23 protein-coding genes and 1 pseudogene are annotated in these 21,889 nt (G+C 46.8%); 17 read left to right on the top strand and 7 right to left on the bottom strand.

Going from position 1 to position 21,889, the window contains the following annotated elements:
• Positions 1-35 precede the first annotated feature (35 nt).
• From L3V45_RS14770 to yugI, 3 genes are all read left to right on the top strand, one after another.
• Positions 36-536, top strand: a complete 501-nt coding sequence (locus tag L3V45_RS14770; protein WP_003152098.1) for an Lrp/AsnC family transcriptional regulator — start codon at positions 36-38, stop codon at positions 534-536.
• Entirely contained in the window at positions 537-1,706 is a 1,170-nt protein-coding gene (locus L3V45_RS14765; protein ID WP_014305705.1) for an aminotransferase, read from the top strand. It begins immediately after the preceding gene.
• Positions 1,707-1,901: 195 nt separating this feature from the next.
• Entirely contained in the window at positions 1,902-2,294 is a 393-nt protein-coding gene (yugI, locus tag L3V45_RS14760) for a S1 domain-containing post-transcriptional regulator GSP13 (RefSeq protein ID WP_003152102.1), read from the top strand.
• 47 nt (positions 2,295-2,341) lie between these two features.
• On the opposite strand, the gene L3V45_RS14755 is transcribed toward yugI, so the two are convergent.
• Entirely contained in the window at positions 2,342-2,578 is a 237-nt protein-coding gene (locus tag L3V45_RS14755; RefSeq protein ID WP_003152104.1) for a DUF378 domain-containing protein, read from the bottom strand.
• A 230-nt stretch (positions 2,579-2,808) separates the two neighbouring features.
• On the opposite strand from L3V45_RS14755, the gene L3V45_RS14750 reads away from it, so the two are divergent.
• On the top strand, positions 2,809-3,972 hold the full coding sequence (locus tag L3V45_RS14750; RefSeq protein WP_014305704.1) for an iron-containing alcohol dehydrogenase: 1,164 nt from the start codon (positions 2,809-2,811) through the stop codon (positions 3,970-3,972).
• A gap of 87 nt (positions 3,973-4,059) precedes the next feature.
• On the top strand, positions 4,060-5,232 hold the full coding sequence (locus L3V45_RS14745; RefSeq protein WP_024085734.1) for an iron-containing alcohol dehydrogenase: 1,173 nt from the start codon (positions 4,060-4,062) through the stop codon (positions 5,230-5,232).
• Between the two features lie 253 nt (positions 5,233-5,485).
• On the opposite strand, the gene ycaC is transcribed toward L3V45_RS14745, so the two are convergent.
• The 3 genes and pseudogenes from ycaC to L3V45_RS14730 all read right to left on the bottom strand — a co-directional run.
• Complete coding sequence (ycaC, locus tag L3V45_RS14740) at positions 5,486-6,130, bottom strand: isochorismate family cysteine hydrolase YcaC (RefSeq protein ID WP_014305702.1); 645 nt, start codon at positions 6,128-6,130, stop codon at positions 5,486-5,488.
• Positions 6,131-6,254: 124 nt separating this feature from the next.
• Positions 6,255-6,821 (bottom strand): NADPH-dependent FMN reductase, encoded by a 567-nt coding sequence (locus L3V45_RS14735; RefSeq protein WP_014305701.1) that lies wholly within the window; start codon positions 6,819-6,821, stop codon positions 6,255-6,257.
• A 172-nt stretch (positions 6,822-6,993) separates the two neighbouring features.
• Positions 6,994-7,086: pseudogene (locus L3V45_RS14730) on the bottom strand (VOC family protein); the annotation flags it as partial.
• A gap of 209 nt (positions 7,087-7,295) precedes the next feature.
• Here L3V45_RS14730 and L3V45_RS14725 point away from each other — a divergent pair.
• The 3 genes from L3V45_RS14725 to L3V45_RS14715 are packed head-to-tail and all read left to right on the top strand — an operon-like array spanning position 7,296 to position 9,495.
• On the top strand, positions 7,296-8,648 hold the full coding sequence (locus L3V45_RS14725; protein ID WP_024085732.1) for a glucose-6-phosphate isomerase: 1,353 nt from the start codon (positions 7,296-7,298) through the stop codon (positions 8,646-8,648).
• Between the two features lie 21 nt (positions 8,649-8,669).
• Positions 8,670-9,068 carry a hypothetical protein gene (locus L3V45_RS14720; protein ID WP_057080177.1) on the top strand — a complete coding sequence of 133 codons (399 nt, stop codon included), beginning with the start codon at positions 8,670-8,672 and terminating at the stop codon, positions 9,066-9,068.
• 22 nt (positions 9,069-9,090) lie between these two features.
• A complete protein-coding gene (locus L3V45_RS14715) occupies positions 9,091-9,495 on the top strand; it encodes a YugN-like family protein (RefSeq protein WP_003152121.1) in 405 nt (134 codons plus the stop codon).
• Here L3V45_RS14715 and L3V45_RS14710 read toward each other — a convergent pair.
• A complete protein-coding gene (locus L3V45_RS14710) occupies positions 9,492-10,478 on the bottom strand; it encodes a potassium channel family protein (protein ID WP_024085731.1) in 987 nt (328 codons plus the stop codon). The two genes, L3V45_RS14715 and L3V45_RS14710, sit on opposite strands and share 4 nt — an antisense overlap.
• Entirely contained in the window at positions 10,475-10,729 is a 255-nt protein-coding gene (locus L3V45_RS14705; RefSeq protein WP_003152123.1) for a protein mistic, read from the bottom strand. The genes L3V45_RS14710 and L3V45_RS14705 overlap by 4 nt, the downstream gene beginning before the upstream one ends.
• Before the next feature lie 132 nt (positions 10,730-10,861).
• Here L3V45_RS14705 and L3V45_RS14700 point away from each other — a divergent pair, with 132 nt between their 5' ends.
• The 7 genes from L3V45_RS14700 (at position 10,862) to L3V45_RS14670 (ending at position 16,773) form a co-directional block, all read left to right on the top strand.
• Positions 10,862-11,125: a YuzI family membrane protein gene (locus L3V45_RS14700; protein ID WP_014305698.1), complete on the top strand. Its 264-nt coding sequence runs from the start codon at positions 10,862-10,864 to the stop codon at positions 11,123-11,125.
• Between the two features lie 46 nt (positions 11,126-11,171).
• A complete protein-coding gene (locus L3V45_RS14695; RefSeq protein ID WP_003152125.1) occupies positions 11,172-11,849 on the top strand; it encodes a zinc metallopeptidase in 678 nt (225 codons plus the stop codon).
• A 42-nt stretch (positions 11,850-11,891) separates the two neighbouring features.
• The gene (locus L3V45_RS14690) at positions 11,892-13,181 is read left to right on the top strand and encodes a hemolysin family protein (RefSeq protein ID WP_025853929.1); all 1,290 of its coding nucleotides are present in this window, start codon (positions 11,892-11,894) and stop codon (positions 13,179-13,181) included.
• 90 nt (positions 13,182-13,271) lie between these two features.
• Positions 13,272-14,930 carry a glycoside hydrolase family 13 protein gene (locus tag L3V45_RS14685; protein WP_094760621.1) on the top strand — a complete coding sequence of 553 codons (1,659 nt, stop codon included), beginning with the start codon at positions 13,272-13,274 and terminating at the stop codon, positions 14,928-14,930.
• Positions 14,931-15,051: 121 nt separating this feature from the next.
• Positions 15,052-15,468 (top strand): secondary thiamine-phosphate synthase enzyme YjbQ, encoded by a 417-nt coding sequence (locus tag L3V45_RS14680; protein ID WP_236837049.1) that lies wholly within the window; start codon positions 15,052-15,054, stop codon positions 15,466-15,468.
• On the top strand, positions 15,465-16,496 hold the full coding sequence (locus L3V45_RS14675; RefSeq protein ID WP_043867367.1) for an NAD(P)H-dependent flavin oxidoreductase: 1,032 nt from the start codon (positions 15,465-15,467) through the stop codon (positions 16,494-16,496). The genes L3V45_RS14680 and L3V45_RS14675 overlap by 4 nt, the downstream gene beginning before the upstream one ends.
• A gap of 25 nt (positions 16,497-16,521) precedes the next feature.
• Positions 16,522-16,773, top strand: a complete 252-nt coding sequence (locus L3V45_RS14670) for a hypothetical protein (protein ID WP_014305693.1) — start codon at positions 16,522-16,524, stop codon at positions 16,771-16,773.
• Positions 16,774-16,790: 17 nt separating this feature from the next.
• Here the strand turns inward: L3V45_RS14670 and L3V45_RS14665 are convergent, their stop codons facing one another.
• The gene (locus L3V45_RS14665) at positions 16,791-17,528 is read right to left on the bottom strand and encodes a protein-glutamine gamma-glutamyltransferase (protein WP_043867366.1); all 738 of its coding nucleotides are present in this window, start codon (positions 17,526-17,528) and stop codon (positions 16,791-16,793) included.
• Between the two features lie 141 nt (positions 17,529-17,669).
• Between L3V45_RS14665 and tlpB (L3V45_RS14660) the strand changes: the two genes are divergently transcribed.
• Together tlpB (L3V45_RS14660) and tlpB (L3V45_RS14655) are read left to right on the top strand one after the other, a co-directional pair.
• Positions 17,670-19,655, top strand: a complete 1,986-nt coding sequence (gene tlpB / locus L3V45_RS14660; protein WP_003152135.1) for a methyl-accepting chemotaxis protein — start codon at positions 17,670-17,672, stop codon at positions 19,653-19,655.
• A 184-nt stretch (positions 19,656-19,839) separates the two neighbouring features.
• Positions 19,840-21,828 (top strand): methyl-accepting chemotaxis protein, encoded by a 1,989-nt coding sequence (gene tlpB, locus L3V45_RS14655; protein WP_024085727.1) that lies wholly within the window; start codon positions 19,840-19,842, stop codon positions 21,826-21,828.
• Positions 21,829-21,889 lie beyond the last annotated feature (61 nt).

Raw genomic sequence — 21,889 nt, 5'->3', positions numbered from 1 at the left:
ATGAAGATTTTTGATAATGCAAAGGTGTGAAACGTATGAAGCTGACGGAAAAAGAAACAGAAATATTAGAAATTTTAGACGAAAACAGCCGCGTTGATGCGGAAACGATCGCGAAAATGGCGAACATTCCCGCCGAAGAAGTCAAAAGCATCATTGAAAAGCTTGAAAAGGAAAAAGTCATCATTGATTATGCGGCGATGATCGACTGGCGCAAAGTCGACGGTTTGGAAGGCGTCACGGCGATGATTGACGTAAAAGTCACTCCGAAACGAAATGTCGGCTTTGATGAAGTCGCTGAACGGATATACAGATTCCAGGAAGTTGAATCAGTGTACCTGATGTCAGGGGTGTATGACTTATCTGTCGTTATTCGCGGCAACACGATGTCAGACGTGGCAAGCTTCGTGTCTGAAAAATTGTCCACCCTTGAGTCCGTCGTTTCCACGACGACGCACTTTATCCTGAAAAAATATAAGCATGACGGCAAAGTCTTTGAAAGCGGAGACGATGACAAAAGAATCGTGGTGTCTCCGTAAATGGAAACGAAGACTTCTTATTTATCTGACTACGTGCAGCAGATTAAACCGTCAGGCATCCGCAAATTCTTTGATCTGGCTGCTACGATGGAAGGCGTCATTTCACTGGGAGTGGGAGAGCCTGACTTTGTGACGGCCTGGAACGTGAGGGAAGCGAGTATTCTTTCTTTAGAACAGGGTTATACGGCTTATACGGCAAATGCGGGTCTTTATGAACTGAGAGAAGAAATTAGCCGCTATTTAGATCAGCGGTTCGGCCTGAGTTATTCGCCTGACAGTGAACTGATCGTTACGGTAGGGGCAAGCCAGGCGCTTGATCTCGCTGTCCGCGCCATTATGAATCCCGGAGAGGAAATGTTAATTCCCGAACCGTGTTTTGTTGCATATGAATCACTCGTGACCCTGACGGGGGCGAAGCCGGTGCCGATTCAGACTGTAGCTGCAAAAGGTTTCAAAGCATCAGCAGCCGATTTTGAAGCGGCCCTGACGGACAAAACAAAAGCGCTGCTTCTATGCTCGCCGTCAAATCCGACTGGTTCCGTCTATTCGAAAGAAGAGCTTGAATCCATCGCTTCCTTCGCTGAAAAACATGACTTGATCGTGCTTGCCGATGAAATTTATGCCGAGCTGACGTATGATGAGCCATTCACGAGCATGGGAGCCATCCGCGGCATGAAGGAACGCACGATTTTGATTTCGGGTTTCTCCAAAGCGTTTGCCATGACGGGGTGGAGACTCGGGTTTACGGCGGCGCCTCCCGTGATCAGGGATGCCATGCTCAAAATTCATCAGCACGCGATGATGTGCGCGCCTTCCATGGCTCAGTACGCGGCGCTTGAAGGGCTGAAAAACGGTCAGGAAGACGTCGAAAGAATGAAAAAAAGCTACCGGAGACGCCGAAACCTGATTGTGGAAACATTGAACGAAATCGGACTCGGCTGCCACCACCCCGGCGGAGCGTTTTACGCCTTTCCTTCCATTCAGTCGACCGGCATGAGTTCAGAAGAATTCGCGGAACAGCTGCTCATTGAAGAAAAAGTAGCCGTCGTTCCGGGGAATGTATTCGGCCCGAGCGGCGAAGGCTACATCAGATGTTCCTATGCGACATCCATTGAGCAGATTCAGGAAGCGCTCGTCAGAATCAAACGGTTTGTTGAAAAAAGGGCATAAAAAAAGATACGAACCCGGTTCGCATCCAAATAAAAGGGGGGAATACTAGAAAGCCTTCGTAATCATAGTATACCCCCTTTATCTGCGCTTAAACATGATGATGTAAAAAAGTTCTCTTTGCGAAAAACAAACTTGTATGATATAATTTTAAATTGCGTATAATCTGTATTTAATTTAACTTAGGAGTTGTTATGAATGGCAGCAAAATTTGAAGTGGGCAGTGTTTACACTGGTAAAGTAACAGGATTACAAGCGTATGGTGCGTTTGTTGCATTAGATGAAGAAACTCAAGGACTTGTTCACATTTCTGAAGTCACTCACGGTTTCGTAAAAGACATTAATGAACACCTTTCTATCGGTGACGAAGTACAAGTAAAAGTACTTGCGGTTGACGAAGAAAAAGGCAAAATCAGCCTTTCTATCCGTGCGACTCAAGCGGCGCCTGAAAGAAAAGAAAGCAAACCAAGAAAACCGAAAGCGGCACAAGTTTCTGAAGAAACATCTGCTCCGCAAGGTTTCAACACATTGAAAGATAAGCTTGAAGAGTGGATCGAACAGTCCAACCGCAAAGACCTTATCAAAAAATAACCATCAAAAAAAGCACCGGATATGTATGTTCGGTGCTTTTTTTATGTTTATCTGACTTCCGGATTTGCCGCTTCCTCGCGGGATGTTTCTTCGTTCGGCTTAAACAGCAGGCCGAGATTGATCAGACCGGCGATGCCGACAAGACCGTAAATAATCCGCGACAGAGCTGATCCTTGGCCGCCGAAGATGGCTGCTACTAAATCAAATTGGAAAAATCCGATCAGTCCCCAGTTAATAGCGCCGATAATCGTTAATACGAGACAGATACGCTGAATAACACTCATGTAAACAACCTCCTCTATAAATTCGTGAAACAGTTATAGATTGTGACAAAGCAAAGAATCTATGCATACTACATTCTCCGCCGTGTAAATCACACACTGTCTCAAGCTGTACAAGTGCCTTTCCCGGGAAACCGCTGTCTGTAAACCGTGTGATGTGCCGTCAAAAAAGCGGATTGCTTTACATTGAACGTCAACTTTCTGCATAATATAAATCCAAAGGAGGAGATGTCATGCAAAACTTTACATATTGGAATCCGACCAAATTGATTTTCGGAAAGGGAGAGGTCGAAAAACTTCCTGAAGAAATCAAGCCGTACGGAAAGAACGTACTGCTCGTATACGGAGGCGGCAGCATTAAGCGCAGCGGTCTTTATGATCAAGTAACCGACCTGCTGAAAAAAGCAGGAGTTACCGTACATGAATTGGCAGGCGTAGAGCCGAATCCGCGTGTCTCAACGGTGAACAAAGGTGTTGCGATCTGTAAAGAAAACAGCATCGATTTCTTATTGGCCGTCGGCGGCGGAAGTGTCATTGACTGCACGAAAGCCATCGCGGCGGGCGCTAAATATGACGGCGACGCGTGGGATATCGTCACGAAAAAACACCAGCCGAAAGAAGCGCTGCCGTTCGGAACAGTGCTGACACTTGCGGCGACCGGTTCAGAGATGAACTCCGGATCAGTCATCACAAACTGGGAGACACAAGAGAAATACGGATGGGGGAGCCCGCTCGTTTACCCTAAATTCTCTATTCTCGATCCGGTAAACACATTTACCGTTCCGAAAGACCACACCATTTACGGCATGGTCGATATGATGAGCCATGTGTTTGAACAATATTTCCACCACACGTCAAACACGCCGTATCAGGACCGGATGTGTGAATCGCTTCTGCGCACGGTGATTGAAACAGCGCCGAAGCTGATCAACGATCTGGAGAACTACGAGCTTCGTGAGACGATTTTATATACAGGCACGATCGCATTAAACGGAATGCTGTCAATGGGCGCAAGAGGGGATTGGGCCACACACAACATCGAGCATGCGGTATCAGCGGTATACGATATACCGCACGCCGGAGGTTTAGCGATTCTGTTCCCGAACTGGATGAGACATGTGCTCAAAGAAAATCCGGCCCGCTTTAAACAGCTTGCCGTCCGTGTTTTCGATATTGACGAGACAGGCAAATCAGATGAAGAGATCGCACTTGAAGGAATCAGCAGGCTGTCTGAATTCTGGACGAGCCTCGGCGCTCCGAACAGACTCGCTGATTACGATATTTCTGATGAGAAGCTGGATACGATTGCAGATAAAGCGATGGCAAACGGAGCATTCGGACAGTTCAAGTCACTGCAGAAAGAAGATGTGCTTGCGATACTGAAAGCATCATTGTAATAACATAAAGGGGGGCGGCCGGATTGGCAGCTCCTTTTTTTCTGTGTTATAGTAATTCCCTTACGATTTTTTTGGAGGTCATGATAAATGGAGAACTTTACGTACTGCAATCCGACGAAACTGATTTTCGGAAAAGGTCAAATCGACCAATTGAAAAAAGAGCTGAAGCAATACGGGAAAAACGTGCTGCTTGTTTACGGAGGCGGCAGCATTAAGCGAAACGGCCTGTATGACCAAGTAACAGGCATTTTAAAAGAAGAAGGCGCATCCGTTCATGAACTTGCGGGCGTTGAACCGAACCCGCGTCTGGAAACGGTAAATAAAGGAATTGAGCTGTGCAGACAGCATGAGATTGATTTCCTTCTCGCAGTCGGCGGCGGAAGTGTCATCGACTGTACAAAAGCGATTGCGGCCGGTGCGAAATATGATGGCGACGCATGGGACATTTACAGCAAAAAAGTAACGGCGCAGGACGCGCTCCCGTTCGGCACGGTGCTGACGCTTGCGGCAACAGGCTCTGAAATGAACCCTGATTCCGTTATCACAAATTGGGAAACAAACGAAAAATTCGTATGGGGCAGCAATGTCACTCATCCGCGTTTCTCCATTTTAGATCCTGAGAATACTTTCAGCGTTCCGGAAAACCAAACCGTATACGGCATGGTGGATATGATGAGCCACGTATTTGAACAATACTTCCACAATGTTGAAAACACGCCGCTTCAGGACAGAATGTGTTTTGCGGTCCTTCAGACGGTAATTGAAACAGCGCCGAAACTTTTGGAAGACCTTGAGAACTATAAGCACCGCGAAACGATTTTATACGCGGGTACGATCGCATTAAACGGCACGCTGCAAATGGGCTATTTCGGCGATTGGGCTTCCCATACGATGGAGCACGCCGTATCAGCGGTTTATGACATTCCTCACGCAGGAGGACTTGCGATTCTGTTCCCGAACTGGATGAGATACACGCTTGATACAAATGTAGACCGTTTTAAAAACCTCATGCTTAATATGTTTGACATTGATACTGAAGGCAAAACGGATAAAGAAATTGCGCTTGAAGGGATCGATAAATTGTCCGCGTTCTGGACAAGCCTCGGCGCACCGTCCCGCCTTGCGGATTATGACATCGGCGAAGACAAGCTTGAGCTGATCGCAGACATCGCCGCAAAAGAAATGGAATACGGCGGATTCGGCAATTTCCAAAAACTGAACAAAGATGACGTACTTGCCATCTTAAAGGCGTCACTGTAAGATACATTCCCGGCCGGAGTGATTTTCAAGCTGCAGATGTAACCGTTTTGGGAATCCCTCTTTCCGGATTCTCTATTAGTTCATTAGGAGCAAGTGAAACACCCTTTGCCATGAGACAACTATGGAAATCGTTTCATCCGTAAAGGACCAATTAACTTTGCGATTGCCTGTCATCTATTTACACGAAATCTAAATCACGAAGATGAAGAGCCGCGAATTTAAAAAAGGGGCGCTGATTCAATCAGCGCTCCTTTTATGCATTTTGTGTACTAAGGTCCCGCTGCGCCCCCATATAGCTTCCCATTAAGTTTTGATAACCGGGAAGATGACTGGAGATTAATGCACCAAAACCTTCAACATCGTTGCGCCAATCACGCTGAAGCTCGCATGCTGTGCTGAACCAGTTCATAAGCTGCGCGCCGCCATGAGCCATACGGGTTAATGATGCATCTGCTACTTGCTTATTAAACGTTCCCGAAGCATCTGTCACAACAAACACTTCGTAGCCTGCTTTAATGGCAGAAAGCGCAGGAAAAGCAACGCAGACGTCTGTTACCACCCCCGCGATAATCAGCTGTTTTTTGCCGGTCGCTTCAATGGCTTTAACAAAGTCTTCATTGTCCCATGCATTAATTTGTCCCGGACGGGCTATTTTTGGCGCATCAGGAAAGAGATCAACGAGTTCTTGCATGAGCGGTCCGTTGGGTCCATTTTCAAAGCTGGTTGTTAAAATAACCGGTAAATCAAAGAATTTAGCCGTATCACCGAGAGCCAATACATTGTTTTTAAATTCATCAACGCCATAGTCACGCACGAGACCGGAAATAAGGCCGGTTTGATGGTCAACTAAAAGCACGGCAGCATCATCTTTTGAAAGACGGGAATAAAGATCAGACATTTTATCATCCTCCTTGAATAAAGGCAAGTCAGTTTGTCAATTGAAAACGGTAAATCTATTCATATGCTGTATAGATAGAAAGTTATTTCTGAGGTGACTTTTCGTGAGGGTGATGATCTTTCAATTAATCCGGAACGGGAACCGGAGCATGATCAATCCAATGGATGAACTGTTGTAAATAGCGTTGAAGATAACGTTTTGTTTGTTCATCCGTAAGTATGTGTTGAGCGGAATCAATTTTCTCATGGACTTGCGAAATCAGCATTTTTTGAAAGGGCAGAACATTGACTTGCATAGCTTCGAGTACTTCTCTCATTTGCATTTGACCAAAAGAGGTGCCGAACCCTCCGGGGGTTGCGCCGATTAAGCCAACCGGTTTTCTGTTTAAAACGGAAGAGGTCCGCGGTCTCGATGCCCAGTCCAATGCATTTTTTAATACCCCCGGGATTCCGGAATTGTACTCTGGACTTACAATGATGACGCCGTCAACGTCTCGTATATCAGCTCTAAAGGATGTTACGGAGTCTGGTGCTCCGGCCATTTCTAAATCTTCGTTAAAAAAAGGAAGACTGTCTATTTCAACCCAGCGAAATTGCGCCGCATTATCGAAGTCAATCAATGATTGAGCAATCACTCGATTATACGAGTTTTTTCGTAAACTTCCACAAATAAGACCAATGGTTTTAGTCAAAGAATCACCTCCCGGTTTAAAATTATTTTCATCTTAACATGATAACCCAAATATAGACACTATTTTTAAAAATGGACATTTATACCTTAATATTCCTTCTTAGCAGCCTCTCAAGAGGAGTACTATATAAAAAGAACCGTCCCATCGGTATTGGCGATGGATGTCATCCTGCTCCAAAGTAAAAGTGATACGTTCCTGGATCACCAACATTCACGGTCTGTTTGACCAAACGGAACCTTAACACACCCGCATAGAAATCGGACATGTTCTTGGATGTCTGCAATTGCAAGTCATTCGATTCGTTATCCCTCTCACCGTTAATACAAATATAACCATCTCGAATATTGTATAAAAAATGAACGCATATTTAGCGCAAATCCCGTATTCATCATGCCTTCTTCATGACTTGATTTAGCGGGTGAGTTCATATAAAGTGAAAGAGAAAACAATTCACCGTGATGGAGGGACAAGCAAATGACGCATGTACGCTTTGATTACTCAAGAGCGTTACCTTTTTTCAATGAACATGAACTTACATACGCACGTGATTTCGTAAAAACGGCACACCATAATATCCATGAAAAAACAGGCGCCGGAAGCGACTTTTTAGGCTGGGTGGACCTCCCTGAAAACTATGATAAAGAAGAATTCGCGCGCATTAAAAAAAGCGCTGAAAAAATCAAATCAGATTCTGACGTGCTTCTCGTCGTGGGTATCGGCGGTTCATACTTAGGCGCCCGCGCGGCGATTGAAGCGCTCAATCATTCTTTCTATAATGTTCTGCCGAAAGATAAGCGCAAAAACCCTCAAGTTATCTTTATCGGCAATAATATCAGCTCAACTTATATGAAAGATGTTATGGATCTTTTGGAAGACGCTGATTTCTCTATCAATGTCATTTCTAAGTCAGGCACGACGACGGAACCTGCAATCGCTTTCCGGATTTTCCGCAAACTTCTTGAAGAAAAATACGGAAAAGAAGAAGCGAAAGCGCGGATTTACGCGACAACAGATAAAGAACGCGGCGCTTTAAAAACGCTTTCTAATGAAGAAGGCTTCGAATCATTCGTTATTCCTGATGATGTCGGCGGACGTTTCTCCGTTCTGACTGCGGTAGGCCTTCTGCCGATTGCGGTAAGCGGGGCTGATATCGATGAAATGATGAAAGGCGCTCTTGATGCAAGCAAAGACTTTTCCAGCTCGGAATTAGAAGAGAACGCGGCTTACCAATACGCCGTCGTCCGCAACGTTCTGTATAATAAAGGCAGAACCATTGAAATGCTCATCAACTATGAGCCTGCGCTGCAATACTTTGCTGAATGGTGGAAGCAGCTCTTCGGCGAAAGTGAAGGAAAAGATGAAAAAGGCATCTATCCTTCTTCCGCTAACTTCTCAACAGACCTTCACTCTCTCGGTCAATACGTGCAGGAAGGCAGACGCGATCTGTTTGAAACCGTATTAAACGTTGAAAAACCGAAGCATGAGCTGACAATTGAAGAAGCGGAAAATGATCTCGACGGCTTAAATTACTTAGCCGGCAAAACGGTCGATTTCGTCAACAAAAAAGCGTTCGAAGGCACGATGCTTGCCCATACAGACGGAAAAGTGCCTAACTTAATTGTCAATGTTCCGGAGCTTAACGCATATACATTTGGATATCTCGTTTATTTCTTTGAAAAAGCGGTGGCGATGAGCGGTTATCTGCTCGGAGTCAACCCGTTTGATCAGCCGGGTGTTGAAGCCTATAAGGTGAATATGTTCGCGCTTCTCGGCAAACCGGGCTTTGAAGAGAAAAAAGCAGAGCTTGAAAAACGCCTTGAAAAATAAAAAGAAGGGCTGGCCCTCAGCATGACGGGTCAGCCTTTTTTAAACCGTGAAAGGTGTGATGATGAATTGATGCGGCTTTTATGTAAGCATGTCTTCATTTCCGTCTGTTCCGCCGCTATCGTCTATTCGGCACTAAAACTGTCTCCCGAATCCCTCTTGCAAACCATCCTGTTTTTCGCTTTCCCTCTCGGCTTGTTTACGGACATGGTCCGGCTGAAACTGAAGATTGGCCGGATGCATACGCTGATCACGAAGTGCTGTCTCTATGCCGACGTTTTCTATATTTCAACGGAAGCCGTTCTCTCCGCAATTGTGACGTATGTTCTGATTGAATGCGCCGTCACCTCTTTTCAGCGTCTGTCTGCCGCTCCCGATTCTTCCCGGACGCCGTATGAAGATACCGCAGAGCGGGGACGCTAAAGACAAAAAGGAGCATATGCACATGATCAGCATACCATCTTCACTTGAAGGGCAATCGTTTTTACTCCGCGAACTGGAACAGGTGATGAAACCGATCGGTTATACCATCGGAGGCGGATGGGAGTATGACCGCGGGTTCTTTGATTACAAAATTTCCGATCAGGACGGCTATTTATTTCTCCGTATCCCTGTTGAAGCAAATAAGGGACACCTGGATGAACGGGGGGCCGCCGTTACAATCGGCACACCCTTTTTGCTGAGGCACGTTTATCAGCAGGAAACGGATGATGCAGCAGGCGGCGGTGTTTTTGAGTCATTATTCAACCAATTCTCCGAGCCGAAACGGCGGGATGCGGCAATTGACCGCTCATATACAGATATCGGCATCTCGCTTGTGAAAGAGCTGGAAGACGTCCTGCTGCATTAAAGAGCCAAAAACAGATCAGTATCGAGCACCTGGTATGACAGGGGAGGGGTCAGCATCGGCCCCTCTTCTTTTTGTATGCCGATGATCGTGGTATTCCGTCTGAGATAATAGAGCGCGCAGTCATGATAAGATGAGCCCTTTAGTTCCTCGGGGACGGGAATGATGCGAACCTTTTTCTCCAGCGTCAGATCTGACAGCGTTTGCGGTTTGGCAAGCTGCAGCTTGACCCGGTAATGCTCAAACATCACCCGGCTCGACAGGCGTGATGTGCACAGAATCTTATTGGCTCCTGCGCGCTCGGCGTTTTTGACATACCGTTCCGTTAAAATTTCTACGATACAATAAACGGACGGATGCAGCCCTTTGATGGCGAGAAGCGTTAATACCGACAGCATATCAGCTTCGGATTCATTTTTCTGCTGGTCCGCTGTCAGAATGACGGTATCAGCTTCCGTAATATTCGCCTTATTGAGCGTGCTGTCATCAGCGGCATGTCCGCGGATGAAATGGACGTTTTCAATAAGCGGACCTTCCCTTAATGAATCATCAATCAGGACGACAGTTTTTGACGGTGCGATGTGCTGCAGCTCTTTCAGCAGCATATGCGATTTTTCGTTCCATCCGATAAGAATGACGTGCCCCTTGCCTTTAAAGGCGACCTTCCCTTCGACATAGCGGTGCTGTTTGCTGAACACGGCTGAAGAAAGCGTGGCGAAATAGGCGGTCACAAAACTCGCTCCGCTTAATACAAGCACCATGCCGGCAATCTGCCCGAGCGGCGTCTGCGGAACGTAATCGCCGTAGCCGACTGTGGCCACCGTAATGACCGCCCACCAAACCCCTTCAAACACAGACGTGAATTGCTTCGGTTCGAGCATGTAAATGAGTTGGCCGAACAATAAAATCAAGGCGATAATGATCAGCCCGATCCGAACATATAACGGCCATCTCAGCCAGGAAATAAAAATACGGTTTGATTTCATTCGTCCGGCTCTTCTTTCGACAGAGAGATGGATAAAATCTGCTTAATAATGGTGTTTAGTTTTTCGTCCAGCTGTTCCTGGCCGTATGAGTCACGCGCATGTCTGATTAAATCGGCCGTCTCATCTTCAAACTGAATGAGAGGTTCGTCGTTTTCTGATTCATTATAGAGCTGGATGAAGGCGTCAAGCCCTTCGTTCATTCTGTCTATCGCATTGCTCAGCTGTTCTTTCTCGCCATTTGTCACTTTCATGTCGATCACACCTGTATCTTTTTTTATACAGTATGTCCCAGTTCGTTTGATGTCTTTCAAAAATCGCCGAAAACATATTCACCCTTATTTTTTCATATGATAAAGAAAGCGGACCGAAAAAGGGTGAGTCAAATGACGGTCATTCAAAAACTGTTGGCGGCGCTGGCCGGAGCGCAGCTGCTTGCTTCGGCGGCCGTATTGCTTATTTTCGATTTGAATGGATACAATCACATGTCTGGCGGATTTTCATGGCTTGTTTTTGCAAAAGAGACCGCAGGCACGTTTCCGTTTTACATCGGAATGGCCGGGTGTATCCTCATCATGCTCGGGGGATTGATTCCTGTCAGAAAAAAGAAGCGGATTTCTGTACAGGAAAGCGGGCAATCATTAAAATAATATATAAGCAGATCGTACGATATAAGAGAAAAAGGAAGAGGATAATATGCTGTTTATCTTTTTAACAATTGCTGCATTGGGTTTGTCGTTTTGGGCACAATTTAAAGTGAAAAGCAATTTTCAGAAATACTCAGACGTGGAAGCCTCCAGTCAGCGGACGGGGGCGGAAACGGCAAGACGGATTCTTGATATTAACGGTTTATATGATGTGCCGGTAGAACCGGTAAGAGGCACTTTAACAGACCATTACGACCCGACGGAGCGGGTGGTGCGTTTATCTGAGCCGGTATATTACGGCCGCTCCATTTCCGCCATTTCCGTCGCTTCCCATGAAGTCGGACATGCTTTGCAGCATCAGGAATCATACGGCGCGCTTGTGCTGAGGCACAAAATTTTTCCGGTCGTCAATTTTGCCTCCGGGGTCGCCCCTCTGCTTTTCTTGGGCGGGATGCTCCTGGGCAGCTTGAACTTAATCGGACTCGGCATTATTTTGTTTTCGGCCGCTGTTTTTTTCCAGCTTGTCACACTGCCTGTCGAGTTTAATGCCAGCGCGAGGGCGAAGCGGATTATCGTGTCGGAAGGATTCATTCGCAACAGTGAAGAACACGGCGTGAATAAAGTGCTGAACGCCGCCGCGCTGACGTATGTGGCTGCGGCGCTCGTTTCATTATTCGAGCTGCTTCGTTTTGTGATGATTTTCTTAAATGGTCGTGATGAGAATTAACACGAAGGAGGTGGCCCCTTACCGTTTGCGGTAGGGGTTTTTTTGCTTATATTAAAACTGATTCTCATTATGCTGTTAATCGGATTAACGGCCATCTTTGTCGCTGCGGAATTTGCGATTGTCAAAATCCGCGGTTCAAAAATCGCGGAGCTGGTTGAAACCGGAGACAGCCGGGCGCTCGCGGCGCACAGGGTGATTTCAAATCTCGATGAATATTTATCAGCGTGCCAGCTCGGCATTACGATTACGGCGCTCGGACTCGGCTGGCTCGGTGAACCGACGATTCAGCGGCTTCTTCATCCTGTTTTCAGCCTGATCGGAATGCCGTCATCTATTACGCACGTCGTCACGTTTATTGCGGCGTTTATCGCCGTCACGTATCTGCACGTCGTCATCGGAGAGCTTGCGCCGAAAACGATATCCATTCAAAAAGCCGAAGCCGTCAGTCTGTGGACGGCGAAACCGCTCATTCTGTTTTATAAAGTGATGTATCCGTTTATTAAGCTGTTAAACGGCTCAGCCGGATTTTTGGTCAAGCTGTTCGGTTTTCATTCGGTGAAAGAACATGAGGTCGTGGTCAGTGAAGAAGAATTGCGGCTGATTTTGTCCGAAAGCTATAAAAAAGGTCAAATCAATCAATCTGAATTCCGTTACGTCAATAAAATATTTGAATTCGATAACCGGGTCGCCAGAGAAATCATGGTGCCGCGCACCGAAATCGCCGCCATCTCGCTTGAACAGTCAGTTGATGAAGCCATACATTTGATCATCAACGAACGGTATACGCGATATCCGGTTATTAAGGAAGACAAAGATCACATTCTCGGCATTATTAACAATAAGGATTTATTTAAAGCGTATTTTCTCGGCCGCTCCATTGAATTAAAAGAAATGATGCGCCCGGTCATCAGAGTCATTGAAAGCATCCCCGTTCAGGAGCTTTTGATCCGCATGCAGAAGGAGCGGATTCATATGGCGATTCTCGTTGACGAATACGGCGGCACGGCGGGACTTGTGACCGTCGAAGACATATTGGAGGAAATCGTCGGGGAAATCCGTGATGAATATGACCAGGATGAAATGCCCCACATCGTCAAAAAAGGCGAACACCATTATGTGATGGACGGCAAGGCGCTCATAGAAGAGGTGAATGATCTCCTTGATATCGCCATCGAAAATGAAGACATTGACACGATTGCCGGCTGGCTCTTAACACAAAAAATGGAGCTGAAAAATGGTGATGTGTTTCATGCCGAAGGGTGTGAATTTAAGGTGCTGGAAGCGGAAGACCATCATATCCGCTTCGTTGAGATTAAAAAAACAGATTTCTGAGCCTCCTGCTTTTGCAATGAGGCTTTTTTTATGGAAAAAATGCTTCTTCGTCCCGCTCCTTCATATGCTGTAGAGAAAGGAGTGGACGGTATGAAAACGGATTGGTGGAAAACGGCGGCCGTCTATCAAATTTATCCCCGAAGCTTTATGGATTCGAACGGGGACGGAATCGGCGATATTAACGGCATCAGAGCAAAGCTTCATTACATAAAAGAGTTGGGGGCGGATGTGATCTGGCTTTGTCCCGTTTTTGACTCGCCGGGCGCGGACAACGGCTACGATATTCGGAATTATAAACAAATTGCCGGCGAATTCGGGACGATGAAGGATTTTGACCGGCTCCTTGCGGATGTCCATGCGCTCGGCATGAAGCTGATTATAGACCTCGTCATTAACCATACAAGCGATGAGCACCCTTGGTTTATCGAATCACGCTCAGCGAAAGATTCCGAAAAACGGGACTGGTACATCTGGAGAGACGGAAAAAACGGCAAAGAGCCGAATAATTGGGAAAGCATTTTCGGCGGATCGGCGTGGGAATATGATCAAGAGACCGGCCAGTATTACCTGCACCTGTTTGACAAAAAACAGCCTGATTTAAATTGGGAAAACGAAGCGATGAGGCAGTCCGTTTATGAGATGGTTCGCTGGTGGCTTGATAAAGGCATAGACGGCTTCCGGGTGGATGCCATTTCTCACATTAAGAAAAAAGAAGGGCTCCCTGACATGCCGAACCCGGACGGTCTCCCGTACGTCCCGTCTTTCCCGTATCATATGAATGGGGAAGGCATAATGGATCTCTTAAAAGAGCTGAAGCGGGAAACATTTTCGCGCTATCCGATCATGACGGTCGGCGAGGCGAACGGAGTGGCGGCTTGGGAGGCGGCTGATTGGGCCGGTGAAGAAAACGGCGTCTTTCAAATGATTTTTCAATTTGAACATCTCGGCCTCTGGGATACGGAAGATGATCAAAGCCTCTCCATTCCGGCGCTTAAGCGCGTCTTGTCCGGCTGGCAGTACAGCCTTGAAGGAAAAGGCTGGAATGCGTTATTTATGGAAAATCACGACCAGCCCCGATCCGTTTCGGTATGGGGTGACGAACGGTTTTTGACAGAAAGCGCCAAGGCACTCGCCGTGATGTATATGCTGATGAAAGGCACGCCGTTTATTTACCAGGGACAGGAGCTCGGCATGACCAATGTTTCGTTCCCATCCATTGAAGATTATGATGACGCCGCAATTAAATATCTGTATGAAAAAGAGACGTCCCGCGGCGTTCCGCATGAACAAGTGATGAAGATCATCTGGAAGAAGGGCCGGGATAATTCACGGACACCGATGCAATGGAGCGGTGAGGCGAACGGCGGGTTTTCTGATGCTTCTCCGTGGCTCGGAGTGAATCCGAATCACACATGGCTGAACGCTGCATCACAATTGCAGGATGAAACATCCGTATACCATTTCTACAAACGGCTGCTCGCCCTCAGAAAAGAGCACGGCGTATTGATCAGCGGCACATATGAATTGCTGCTTCCGAATGACCGGCAGATTTATGCCTATCTAAGAAAAAACGGAACAAAAACCGCCCTGATCATCACCAATCTGTCCCGAACCCCCGCTTTATACAGGCATCCCGGTTATCCGCTTGACTCCGATTCTCTCGTGCTTGCAAACGCGGAAACAGAAGCGCACCGCCATGTGACATCCTTTCTCTTAAAGCCTTACGAGGCCCGCGTGTATATATGGTGAAAAACTTCAGTCCCGAGGCTGAAGTTTTTTATGATCTGCGTTTATCATCGCGATCCGACAGGAAAAGACAAATACAGAAACGAATATGGGAAAGGAAGAGAAAAAGAAAGGAGGCATTCATATGCTGAAAAAATTGCAGATTCAAACAAAAAAAAGGGATGAAATGATTGACATCACACATGAAGCCGAATCGTTTCTCCGCGAAACAGGCGTAAAAAACGGTTTGGCGCTCATATACTGTCCCCATACCACCGCTGGCATTACCATCAATGAAAATGCTGACCCGGATGTGAAGAGGGATATGCTCAGAAGGTTTGATGAAATGTATCCGTGGGAGAACGAACTGGACCGACATATGGAGGGAAATACGGCGGCACATATGAAAGCGAGTACAACCGGCGCCTCTCAGCATGTCATCATAGAAGACGGGCGCCTGATACTCGGAACATGGCAGGGCGTTTATTTTTGCGAATTTGACGGTCCGCGAAACAGAACATGTTATATCAAAATACTGGCTGAAACGGAGGAAAACAAATGAGTGAGTGGATGAGTCCGTTATCATTAACAAAGCCCGTCATTCAGGCCCCGATGGCCGGCGGGCTGGTCACGCCGCGTCTGGCTTCGGCGGTATCAAATGAAGGGGCGCTCGGAAGCCTCGCTTCAGGATACGTCAGCCCGCAAGCGCTTGAAAAACAGCTTATCGAGATGAAAGAGCTGACGGACCGCTCCTTTCAAGTAAATCTTTTCGTCCCGGAAGAAAGACAGATGCCTGAGGCGGAACTTGTTGAAAAATGGAAAGCCCGCATTCCGAGGGCAAAAGACGCCAAGCCGTTCTCTGATCTGAAAGAAGAATGGAATGATTTCGAGGAAAAAGCGGAGCTTCTGATCCGTTACGGAGTCAAAGCATGTTCATTCACCTTCGGCCTGCCGCCGGAAAAAACGGCGGAAAAGCTGAAGAAAAGCGGTTGTTTCCTTTTCGGCACGGCGACAACGCCGGAGGAAGCGAAGGCTTTTGAAGAACGGGGAATGGACGCCGTTATCCTTCAGGGAATAGAAGCCGGCGGGCATCGCGGGTCGTTTCTGCCGGTTAAAGGAGAACCGGCTCTCGGCCTTATGGCGCTGATTCCGCAGGCTAAAGACACGCTGAATATCCCGGTGATTGCGGCAGGCGGCATTTTTGACCGCCGCGGGGTGCAGGCGGCCCGATGTTTGGGTGCGGACGGCGTTCAAGTAGGAACACCGTTTCTCCTTTGTGAAGAAAGCAGCGCCTCACCGGCATATCAAAAAGCCATTGCCGAATCAAAAGGTGCCGATACGCGGCTGACCACCCTGTTTTCAGGAAAACAGGCGCGGGGAATCGTGAATCAGTTCATGAAAACATATGAAGCTGACGAGGGAAAAACGCTGCCTTATCCGCTGCATAATACGCTGACAAAGCCGATGCGCGGGCACGCGGCTCAATCAGGAGACGCGGAGTATATGTCTTTATGGGCCGGCCAGTCCGCCGCGAAACTTGAGGGGCCGACAGACGTGAAAACCGTTTTGGACAGATTGTGCGAATCATAATCCAGAAATCGTGAGGTGATGGATGATGAAGATTCTTCAAATGTCCTATAAAAAAAGAGGGACTATTGAGTTTGTCTTTGAAGATTTTCCGCATTCCAAAGTCACCATGGCGCCGATTAAAGGATATTACTTTGTCCGCGCCATTAAATGGAGCAGACGGGACAGAGCCGTCACCCGCCATGATTTAGAGAAGTTTGAATGGGCTGCAAACCAAGCGCTCGGCACGACGGCTTTTTACCGGAAAAGAAAAGCATTTCACATCCCATCGTCACAATGACAGACGATGGGATTGTTTTAATGCATGATCTGATAAAGCGCGGGTGCATCAAGCCTTGTTGCCTGGTTAAGCAGATAAGCCGGCTGCACGGCATTTTTTTTTCTTAAAGAATTCAATCTCTGGATGATTTGTTCAGCGGTCAGAATCCCGAGACCGTGGGCGAAATATTGATCATTCCCCATCACAATGACATTTTCTCCCCGCCACTGAGCCTTTGCAGGGTTAAAATCAGGATTTTTAAAATATAAACAGTCTCCCCGTAAAAAGTGGCTGCCGGTTTCCGTGTAGATCGGCAGATGCTCATAGTGCCAGTCATACAAAGTGATATCCCGGAAACGCCGGTTAAACCGTTCTTCACCGATTGTCTTTAAGACGGCCAGATAATAAATCACAACAATGGCGGTAGCGCATTCAAATGCGTAAAACGCCCCGTTTTCAATAATATCCCGAATCGCTTTTGAAGCGGGAATCCTGTACTTCAGCTCCAGGGCTCCTTCCGGCGTCAGTCTCCAATAAGCCGTATTTCCGTATGTTTTGGCGAAAGTTGCAAATTTCACACCTGATCCGTGCAGTTCTCTTGCGGCTTCCACAATATGGCGGCGCAGCCGCACCTCGAACATCAGTTCAGCAATCGACCCGTAATCGAATTGTACGGGAGAATTGAGCAGGTCATTTATATACGGAACAAGGCTTTCTTCCGTCTGCCAGTTCGCGATGTCCTGAGGCCGAAGCACTTGGCCGGATATGATAATCATCTGCGCGCCCCCTATCTTTTTTTATAAGATATGCGGGAAGCTTGGGCAATGAAAATCAAGTGATAAAAAAGGAGGAAATGTTAACAAAATGTGAAGACTGAGCCGATATATAAGGTATCACACTTGAGGGAGCAGCTTAATATGAAAAAATTCATTAATTGGTGCACAAAGGCATCGATTTCACGGAAATTAATCATTTCATTTATCGTGATCTTAATCATACCGATTCTCGTGTTAGAATTCAGTTCATACCATACGGCGAGCAATTCGCTGGATGATCAGATTTCAGGCAACGCGAAAAATAACATCGAATCTTTTAACACAACGATTACAAATGATATCGGCGCAAAAGCAAAGGCGATTGAATTTTTCAGTGAAACGTTAAAAGGATCATCCTTCTCAAAGAAAAACATGTCTGCTCTTGAAGAAAAGTTCGGGCAATACACGTCTATTCATAAGGACGTAGCCCGCATTTACGGAGGTACGGAAGACGGCAGCTACGCACAGGCGCCGAAGGAAAATACTCCGGCCGATTACGATCCGAGAACACGCACTTGGTATAAAGACGCTGTGAAGGCCGGCGGCACGCTCGTTGTCACCGATCCTTACACCGCGGCAAGCGACGGCAGCATGGTCATTACCGTGGCAAAGCAGATGCAGGACGGAACAGGCGTAGTGGCCATGGATATTACGATTGACCAGCTGCTGAAGCAGATGCAGGGAATCAAAATCGGGCAAAAAGGATTCGTGTTTATCACGTCCAAAAATAAAACCTATGTCGCGCATAAAGACCACAAACCGGGCGATAAAGTTTCAACCCCGTGGCTGAATGAGGTATACAGCAAAGACAGCGGCATTATTTCATACAAGCTCGATGATCAAAATAAAAAAATGGCGTTTACGACAAATAAACTGACCGGGTGGAAAATAGAGGGGAGCATGGAGCTCAACGAAATTAAAGATGCCTCACAACCGGTGCTGACGATGGGGATGATTGTCCTTGCAGCATCTATTATCATCGGGGGAATTTTAATTCTGTTGATTGTCAGATCCATTACGTCACCGCTGAAACGGCTTGTCCGCTCTTCTAAACAAATCAGCGGCGGAGACTTGACTGAAACCATTGACATCCGCTCGAAAGATGAATTGGGCGAACTCGGCGCGAGCTTTAATGAAATGGGAGAATCTTTGCGCGGACTGATCAGCGCGATCCAAAACTCTGTCGATAACGTGGCCGCGTCATCGGAAGAGCTGACCGCTTCAGCTTCTCAGACAAGCAAAGCGACGGAACATATTACAATGGCGATTGAGCAGTTTTCAAACGGGAACGAAGAGCAAAGCGAAAAAGTCGATTCAAGCTCAGCCAAGCTGAATCATATAAATGACGGACTCGCCGCCGTTTCCCGCACATCATCATCCATTACGGAGGCATCTAAACAATCGAAGGAAGCTGCCGGCACCGGGGAAGAATATGTGCAGCAAACCGTCGGGCAGATGAATCTCATCAATCAATCGGTCCAGCAGGCGGAAGCGGTTGTAAAAGGCCTTGAGGCCAAATCAAAAGACATTACTCATATTTTAAGAGTCATCAACGGTATTGCCGATCAGACAAACCTGCTTGCATTAAATGCAGCCATTGAAGCGGCAAGAGCCGGTGAATACGGGCGGGGCTTCTCAGTAGTAGCCGAAGAAGTGAGAAAGCTTGCCGTCCAATCCGCCGGTTCTGCCAAAGAGATTGAAAAACTCATTCAGGAAATCACGGCTGAAATTAATACTTCGCTTCACATGTTTACATCCGTTAATGAAGAAGTGCAATCAGGACTTGCCGTAACGGATCGCACGAAAGAAAGCTTCCAGAATATCTTCGGCATGACGAACGACATCGCCGAAAAACTGCAATCAATGAACGGCACGGTTGAACAGCTGTCAGACAGCTCTCAGCACGTTTCAGCCGCAGTGACCGATATTGCGGACGTATCACGGGAAAGCGCAGCAAGCATTCAGGATATTGCCGCATCCGCAGAAGAACAGCTTGCATCAATGGAAGAAATCAGCACATCCGCCGATACTTTGGCGCAAATGGCCGAAGAACTGCGGGAATTAACGAAACAATTTAAAATCAACTAGTAAAAAAGGACGCTTTCCAGGTGGAAGGCGTCCTTTTTTATAGTGACAGCCGGATAATTAAATAAAAAGTCTTGCATACAAAGGGAGTACATAGAACTATTTTTCATTTATGACTTAATTTTCAATGTAATAAAAAGGGAGTCGGCCGATATAAACAGTAAATGATTGAAAGAGGTTTACAAAATTGAAAAAAACAGCAAAAAAAATCGCCAGAAAATCAATAGCCAAAAAACTTATCATTTCATTTTTACTGATCTTAATTATTCCGGTAGCAGTATTGGCCGCCGGCGCCTACCGTTCGGCGGCTTCATCCGTTGAAAAGCAAATGATGGAAAGCGCCGAAGGAAATGTGCAAATCTTAAACAATATGATTGATGACCGGATCGGAATGTTTACAAAAAGCTCTGCATATTTCAGCGAATGGGCGACAAGCGCTAAATTTAAAGAAAAAAACCAAACGGAAATGCAAGAAAGGTTCAAACAGTTTATTGAAAGCAATGATAAAGCGTCCGCCATATTTTCAAGCAGCAAGGAAGGAACGTTTACCCGTTATCCGCATGCCGATATGCCGGCCGATTTCAATCCGCTTGAAAGAAGCTGGTATCAGGAAGCCATGGAGAATAAAGGCCAAACCATCATCACGGACCCTTATGAGTCCATCTCAAACAAAAAGATGGTCGTCACCATGGCCCGCGCGGCGCAAGACGGATCAGGCGTCGTCGCCATTGATATAAAAATCGACGATCTCATCACGATGACAAAAGAAGTGAACATCGGAAAAGAAGGATACGCCTTTATCCTCAGCAAAAATAAAAAAGCCGTTGCCTACAGTGATGAAAAAGCCGGCGCGGCGGTATCGGGAAAATGGGTTGATACATTATACAGCGGGCAAAAAGGCGACTATGAATATACGCTGAACGGGAAAGCGAAAAAAATGGCGTACGTGACCAATGAAGCGACGGGCTGGAAGATCAGCGGAACCATGTCCGTGGATGAAATCAAGGATGCGGCAAGACCGGTTCTGACTCTGGCCGTTATCATATTGGCGATAGCCGTTGCCGCAGGGATGATTTTCATTTATTTTGTCATCCGCTCAATTACCAAACCGTTAAAACGTCTCGTAGCTTCAGCGGAAAAAATCAGCAGCGGAGATCTGACTGAAACCATTGATGTCAGCTCTCAAGATGAGCTCGGCGTGCTCGGTAAAAGTTTTAATCATATGACAGATTCACTCCGTTCGCTTATTCAGGGAATTCAGGACTCTGTTGAACATGTCGCTTCTTCCTCAGAGGAGCTGACGGCTTCGGCTGAGCAGACGAGCAAAGCAACGGAACATATCACCCTTGCGATTGAACAGTTTTCTAATGGAACGGAAGACCAAAGTGAGAGTATTGATAAAGCGACAGCACAAGTGAATGAGATGAAAGACGGGCTCAGCGATCTGGCGGAAGCGGCAGCCGTTGTGACGGAAACTTCAATTGAATCGGCGGAGATATCCGGCGCCGGTGAGCGGCTTGTCAAGAAAACAGCCGGCCAGATGGGCGCCATTGACCAATCCGTAAGTAAAGCGGAGCAAGTCGTACAAGGGCTTGAACTCAAATCGCAGGACATCACCAGCATTTTGCGCGTCATTAACGGCATTGCCGATCAAACGAATCTCCTTGCTTTAAATGCAGCCATTGAAGCGGCAAGAGCGGGAGAATACGGACGCGGTTTTTCAGTTGTTGCCGAAGAAGTGAGAAAGCTTGCCGTCCAATCCGCCGATTCAGCGAAAGAAATCGAATCCTTAATTCATGAAATCGTCAAAGAAATTCATACTTCGCTCGGAATGCTGGAATCCGTCAATCACGAGGTGAAAAGCGGACTTCAGTTAACGGACGAAACGGAAAAAAGCTTCCGGGACATTTCCGCCAAAACAAATCAGATTGCCGGTGAACTGCAAAATATGAATGCAACCGTGGAACAGCTTTCTGCCGGATCTCAGGAAGTATCAAACGCTTCAGAGGATATCGCGGCAGTCTCCAGACAAAGCGCGGCCGGCATTCAGGACATCGCGGCTTCAGCTGAAGAGCAGCTTGCGTCCATGGAGGAGATCAGTTCCTCAGCCGTCACGCTGGAAAAAATGGCGGAAGAATTACGCGAACTGACAAGGCGTTTTAAGATAAACTCTTAATTAAGCCTAAAAGACTAATTTTATAGTAGGTAAAAAGTATGTTTCGTTATATTTCTTCTTT

Origin of the sequence: Bacillus sp. R45 (assembly GCF_021729365.1) — a bacterium.
Taxonomy (GTDB): domain Bacteria; phylum Bacillota; class Bacilli; order Bacillales; family Bacillaceae; genus Bacillus; species Bacillus velezensis.
Note: the sequence above shows the minus strand (reverse complement) of the source record. Positions and strands in the feature narration are given on the sequence as shown.

Excerpts from the sequence above, each read along its gene's own strand:
- L3V45_RS14680 (WP_236837049.1), top strand. The coding sequence starts at position 15,052 with ATGCTGAAAAAATTGCAGATTCAAACAAAAAAAAGGGATGAAATGATT.
- L3V45_RS14670 (WP_014305693.1), top strand. The coding sequence starts at position 16,522 with ATGAAGATTCTTCAAATGTCCTATAAAAAAAGAGGGACTATTGAGTTT.
- L3V45_RS14770 (WP_003152098.1), top strand. The coding sequence starts at position 36 with ATGAAGCTGACGGAAAAAGAAACAGAAATATTAGAAATTTTAGACGAA.
- L3V45_RS14745 (WP_024085734.1), top strand. The coding sequence starts at position 4,060 with ATGGAGAACTTTACGTACTGCAATCCGACGAAACTGATTTTCGGAAAA.
- L3V45_RS14665 (WP_043867366.1), bottom strand. The coding sequence starts at position 17,528 with ATGATTATCATATCCGGCCAAGTGCTTCGGCCTCAGGACATCGCGAAC.
- L3V45_RS14765 (WP_014305705.1), top strand. The coding sequence starts at position 537 with ATGGAAACGAAGACTTCTTATTTATCTGACTACGTGCAGCAGATTAAA.
- L3V45_RS14720 (WP_057080177.1), top strand. The coding sequence starts at position 8,670 with ATGACGGGTCAGCCTTTTTTAAACCGTGAAAGGTGTGATGATGAATTG.
- L3V45_RS14705 (WP_003152123.1), bottom strand. The coding sequence starts at position 10,729 with ATGAAAGTGACAAATGGCGAGAAAGAACAGCTGAGCAATGCGATAGAC.
- L3V45_RS14715 (WP_003152121.1), top strand. The coding sequence starts at position 9,091 with ATGATCAGCATACCATCTTCACTTGAAGGGCAATCGTTTTTACTCCGC.
- L3V45_RS14750 (WP_014305704.1), top strand. The coding sequence starts at position 2,809 with ATGCAAAACTTTACATATTGGAATCCGACCAAATTGATTTTCGGAAAG.
- ycaC (WP_014305702.1), bottom strand. The coding sequence starts at position 6,130 with ATGTCTGATCTTTATTCCCGTCTTTCAAAAGATGATGCTGCCGTGCTT.
- L3V45_RS14710 (WP_024085731.1), bottom strand. The coding sequence starts at position 10,478 with ATGAAATCAAACCGTATTTTTATTTCCTGGCTGAGATGGCCGTTATAT.
- L3V45_RS14695 (WP_003152125.1), top strand. The coding sequence starts at position 11,172 with ATGCTGTTTATCTTTTTAACAATTGCTGCATTGGGTTTGTCGTTTTGG.
- L3V45_RS14700 (WP_014305698.1), top strand. The coding sequence starts at position 10,862 with ATGACGGTCATTCAAAAACTGTTGGCGGCGCTGGCCGGAGCGCAGCTG.
- L3V45_RS14755 (WP_003152104.1), bottom strand. The coding sequence starts at position 2,578 with ATGAGTGTTATTCAGCGTATCTGTCTCGTATTAACGATTATCGGCGCT.
- L3V45_RS14685 (WP_094760621.1), top strand. The coding sequence starts at position 13,272 with ATGAAAACGGATTGGTGGAAAACGGCGGCCGTCTATCAAATTTATCCC.
- L3V45_RS14725 (WP_024085732.1), top strand. The coding sequence starts at position 7,296 with ATGACGCATGTACGCTTTGATTACTCAAGAGCGTTACCTTTTTTCAAT.
- yugI (WP_003152102.1), top strand. The coding sequence starts at position 1,902 with ATGGCAGCAAAATTTGAAGTGGGCAGTGTTTACACTGGTAAAGTAACA.
- tlpB (WP_003152135.1), top strand. The coding sequence starts at position 17,670 with ATGAAAAAATTCATTAATTGGTGCACAAAGGCATCGATTTCACGGAAA.
- L3V45_RS14675 (WP_043867367.1), top strand. The coding sequence starts at position 15,465 with ATGAGTGAGTGGATGAGTCCGTTATCATTAACAAAGCCCGTCATTCAG.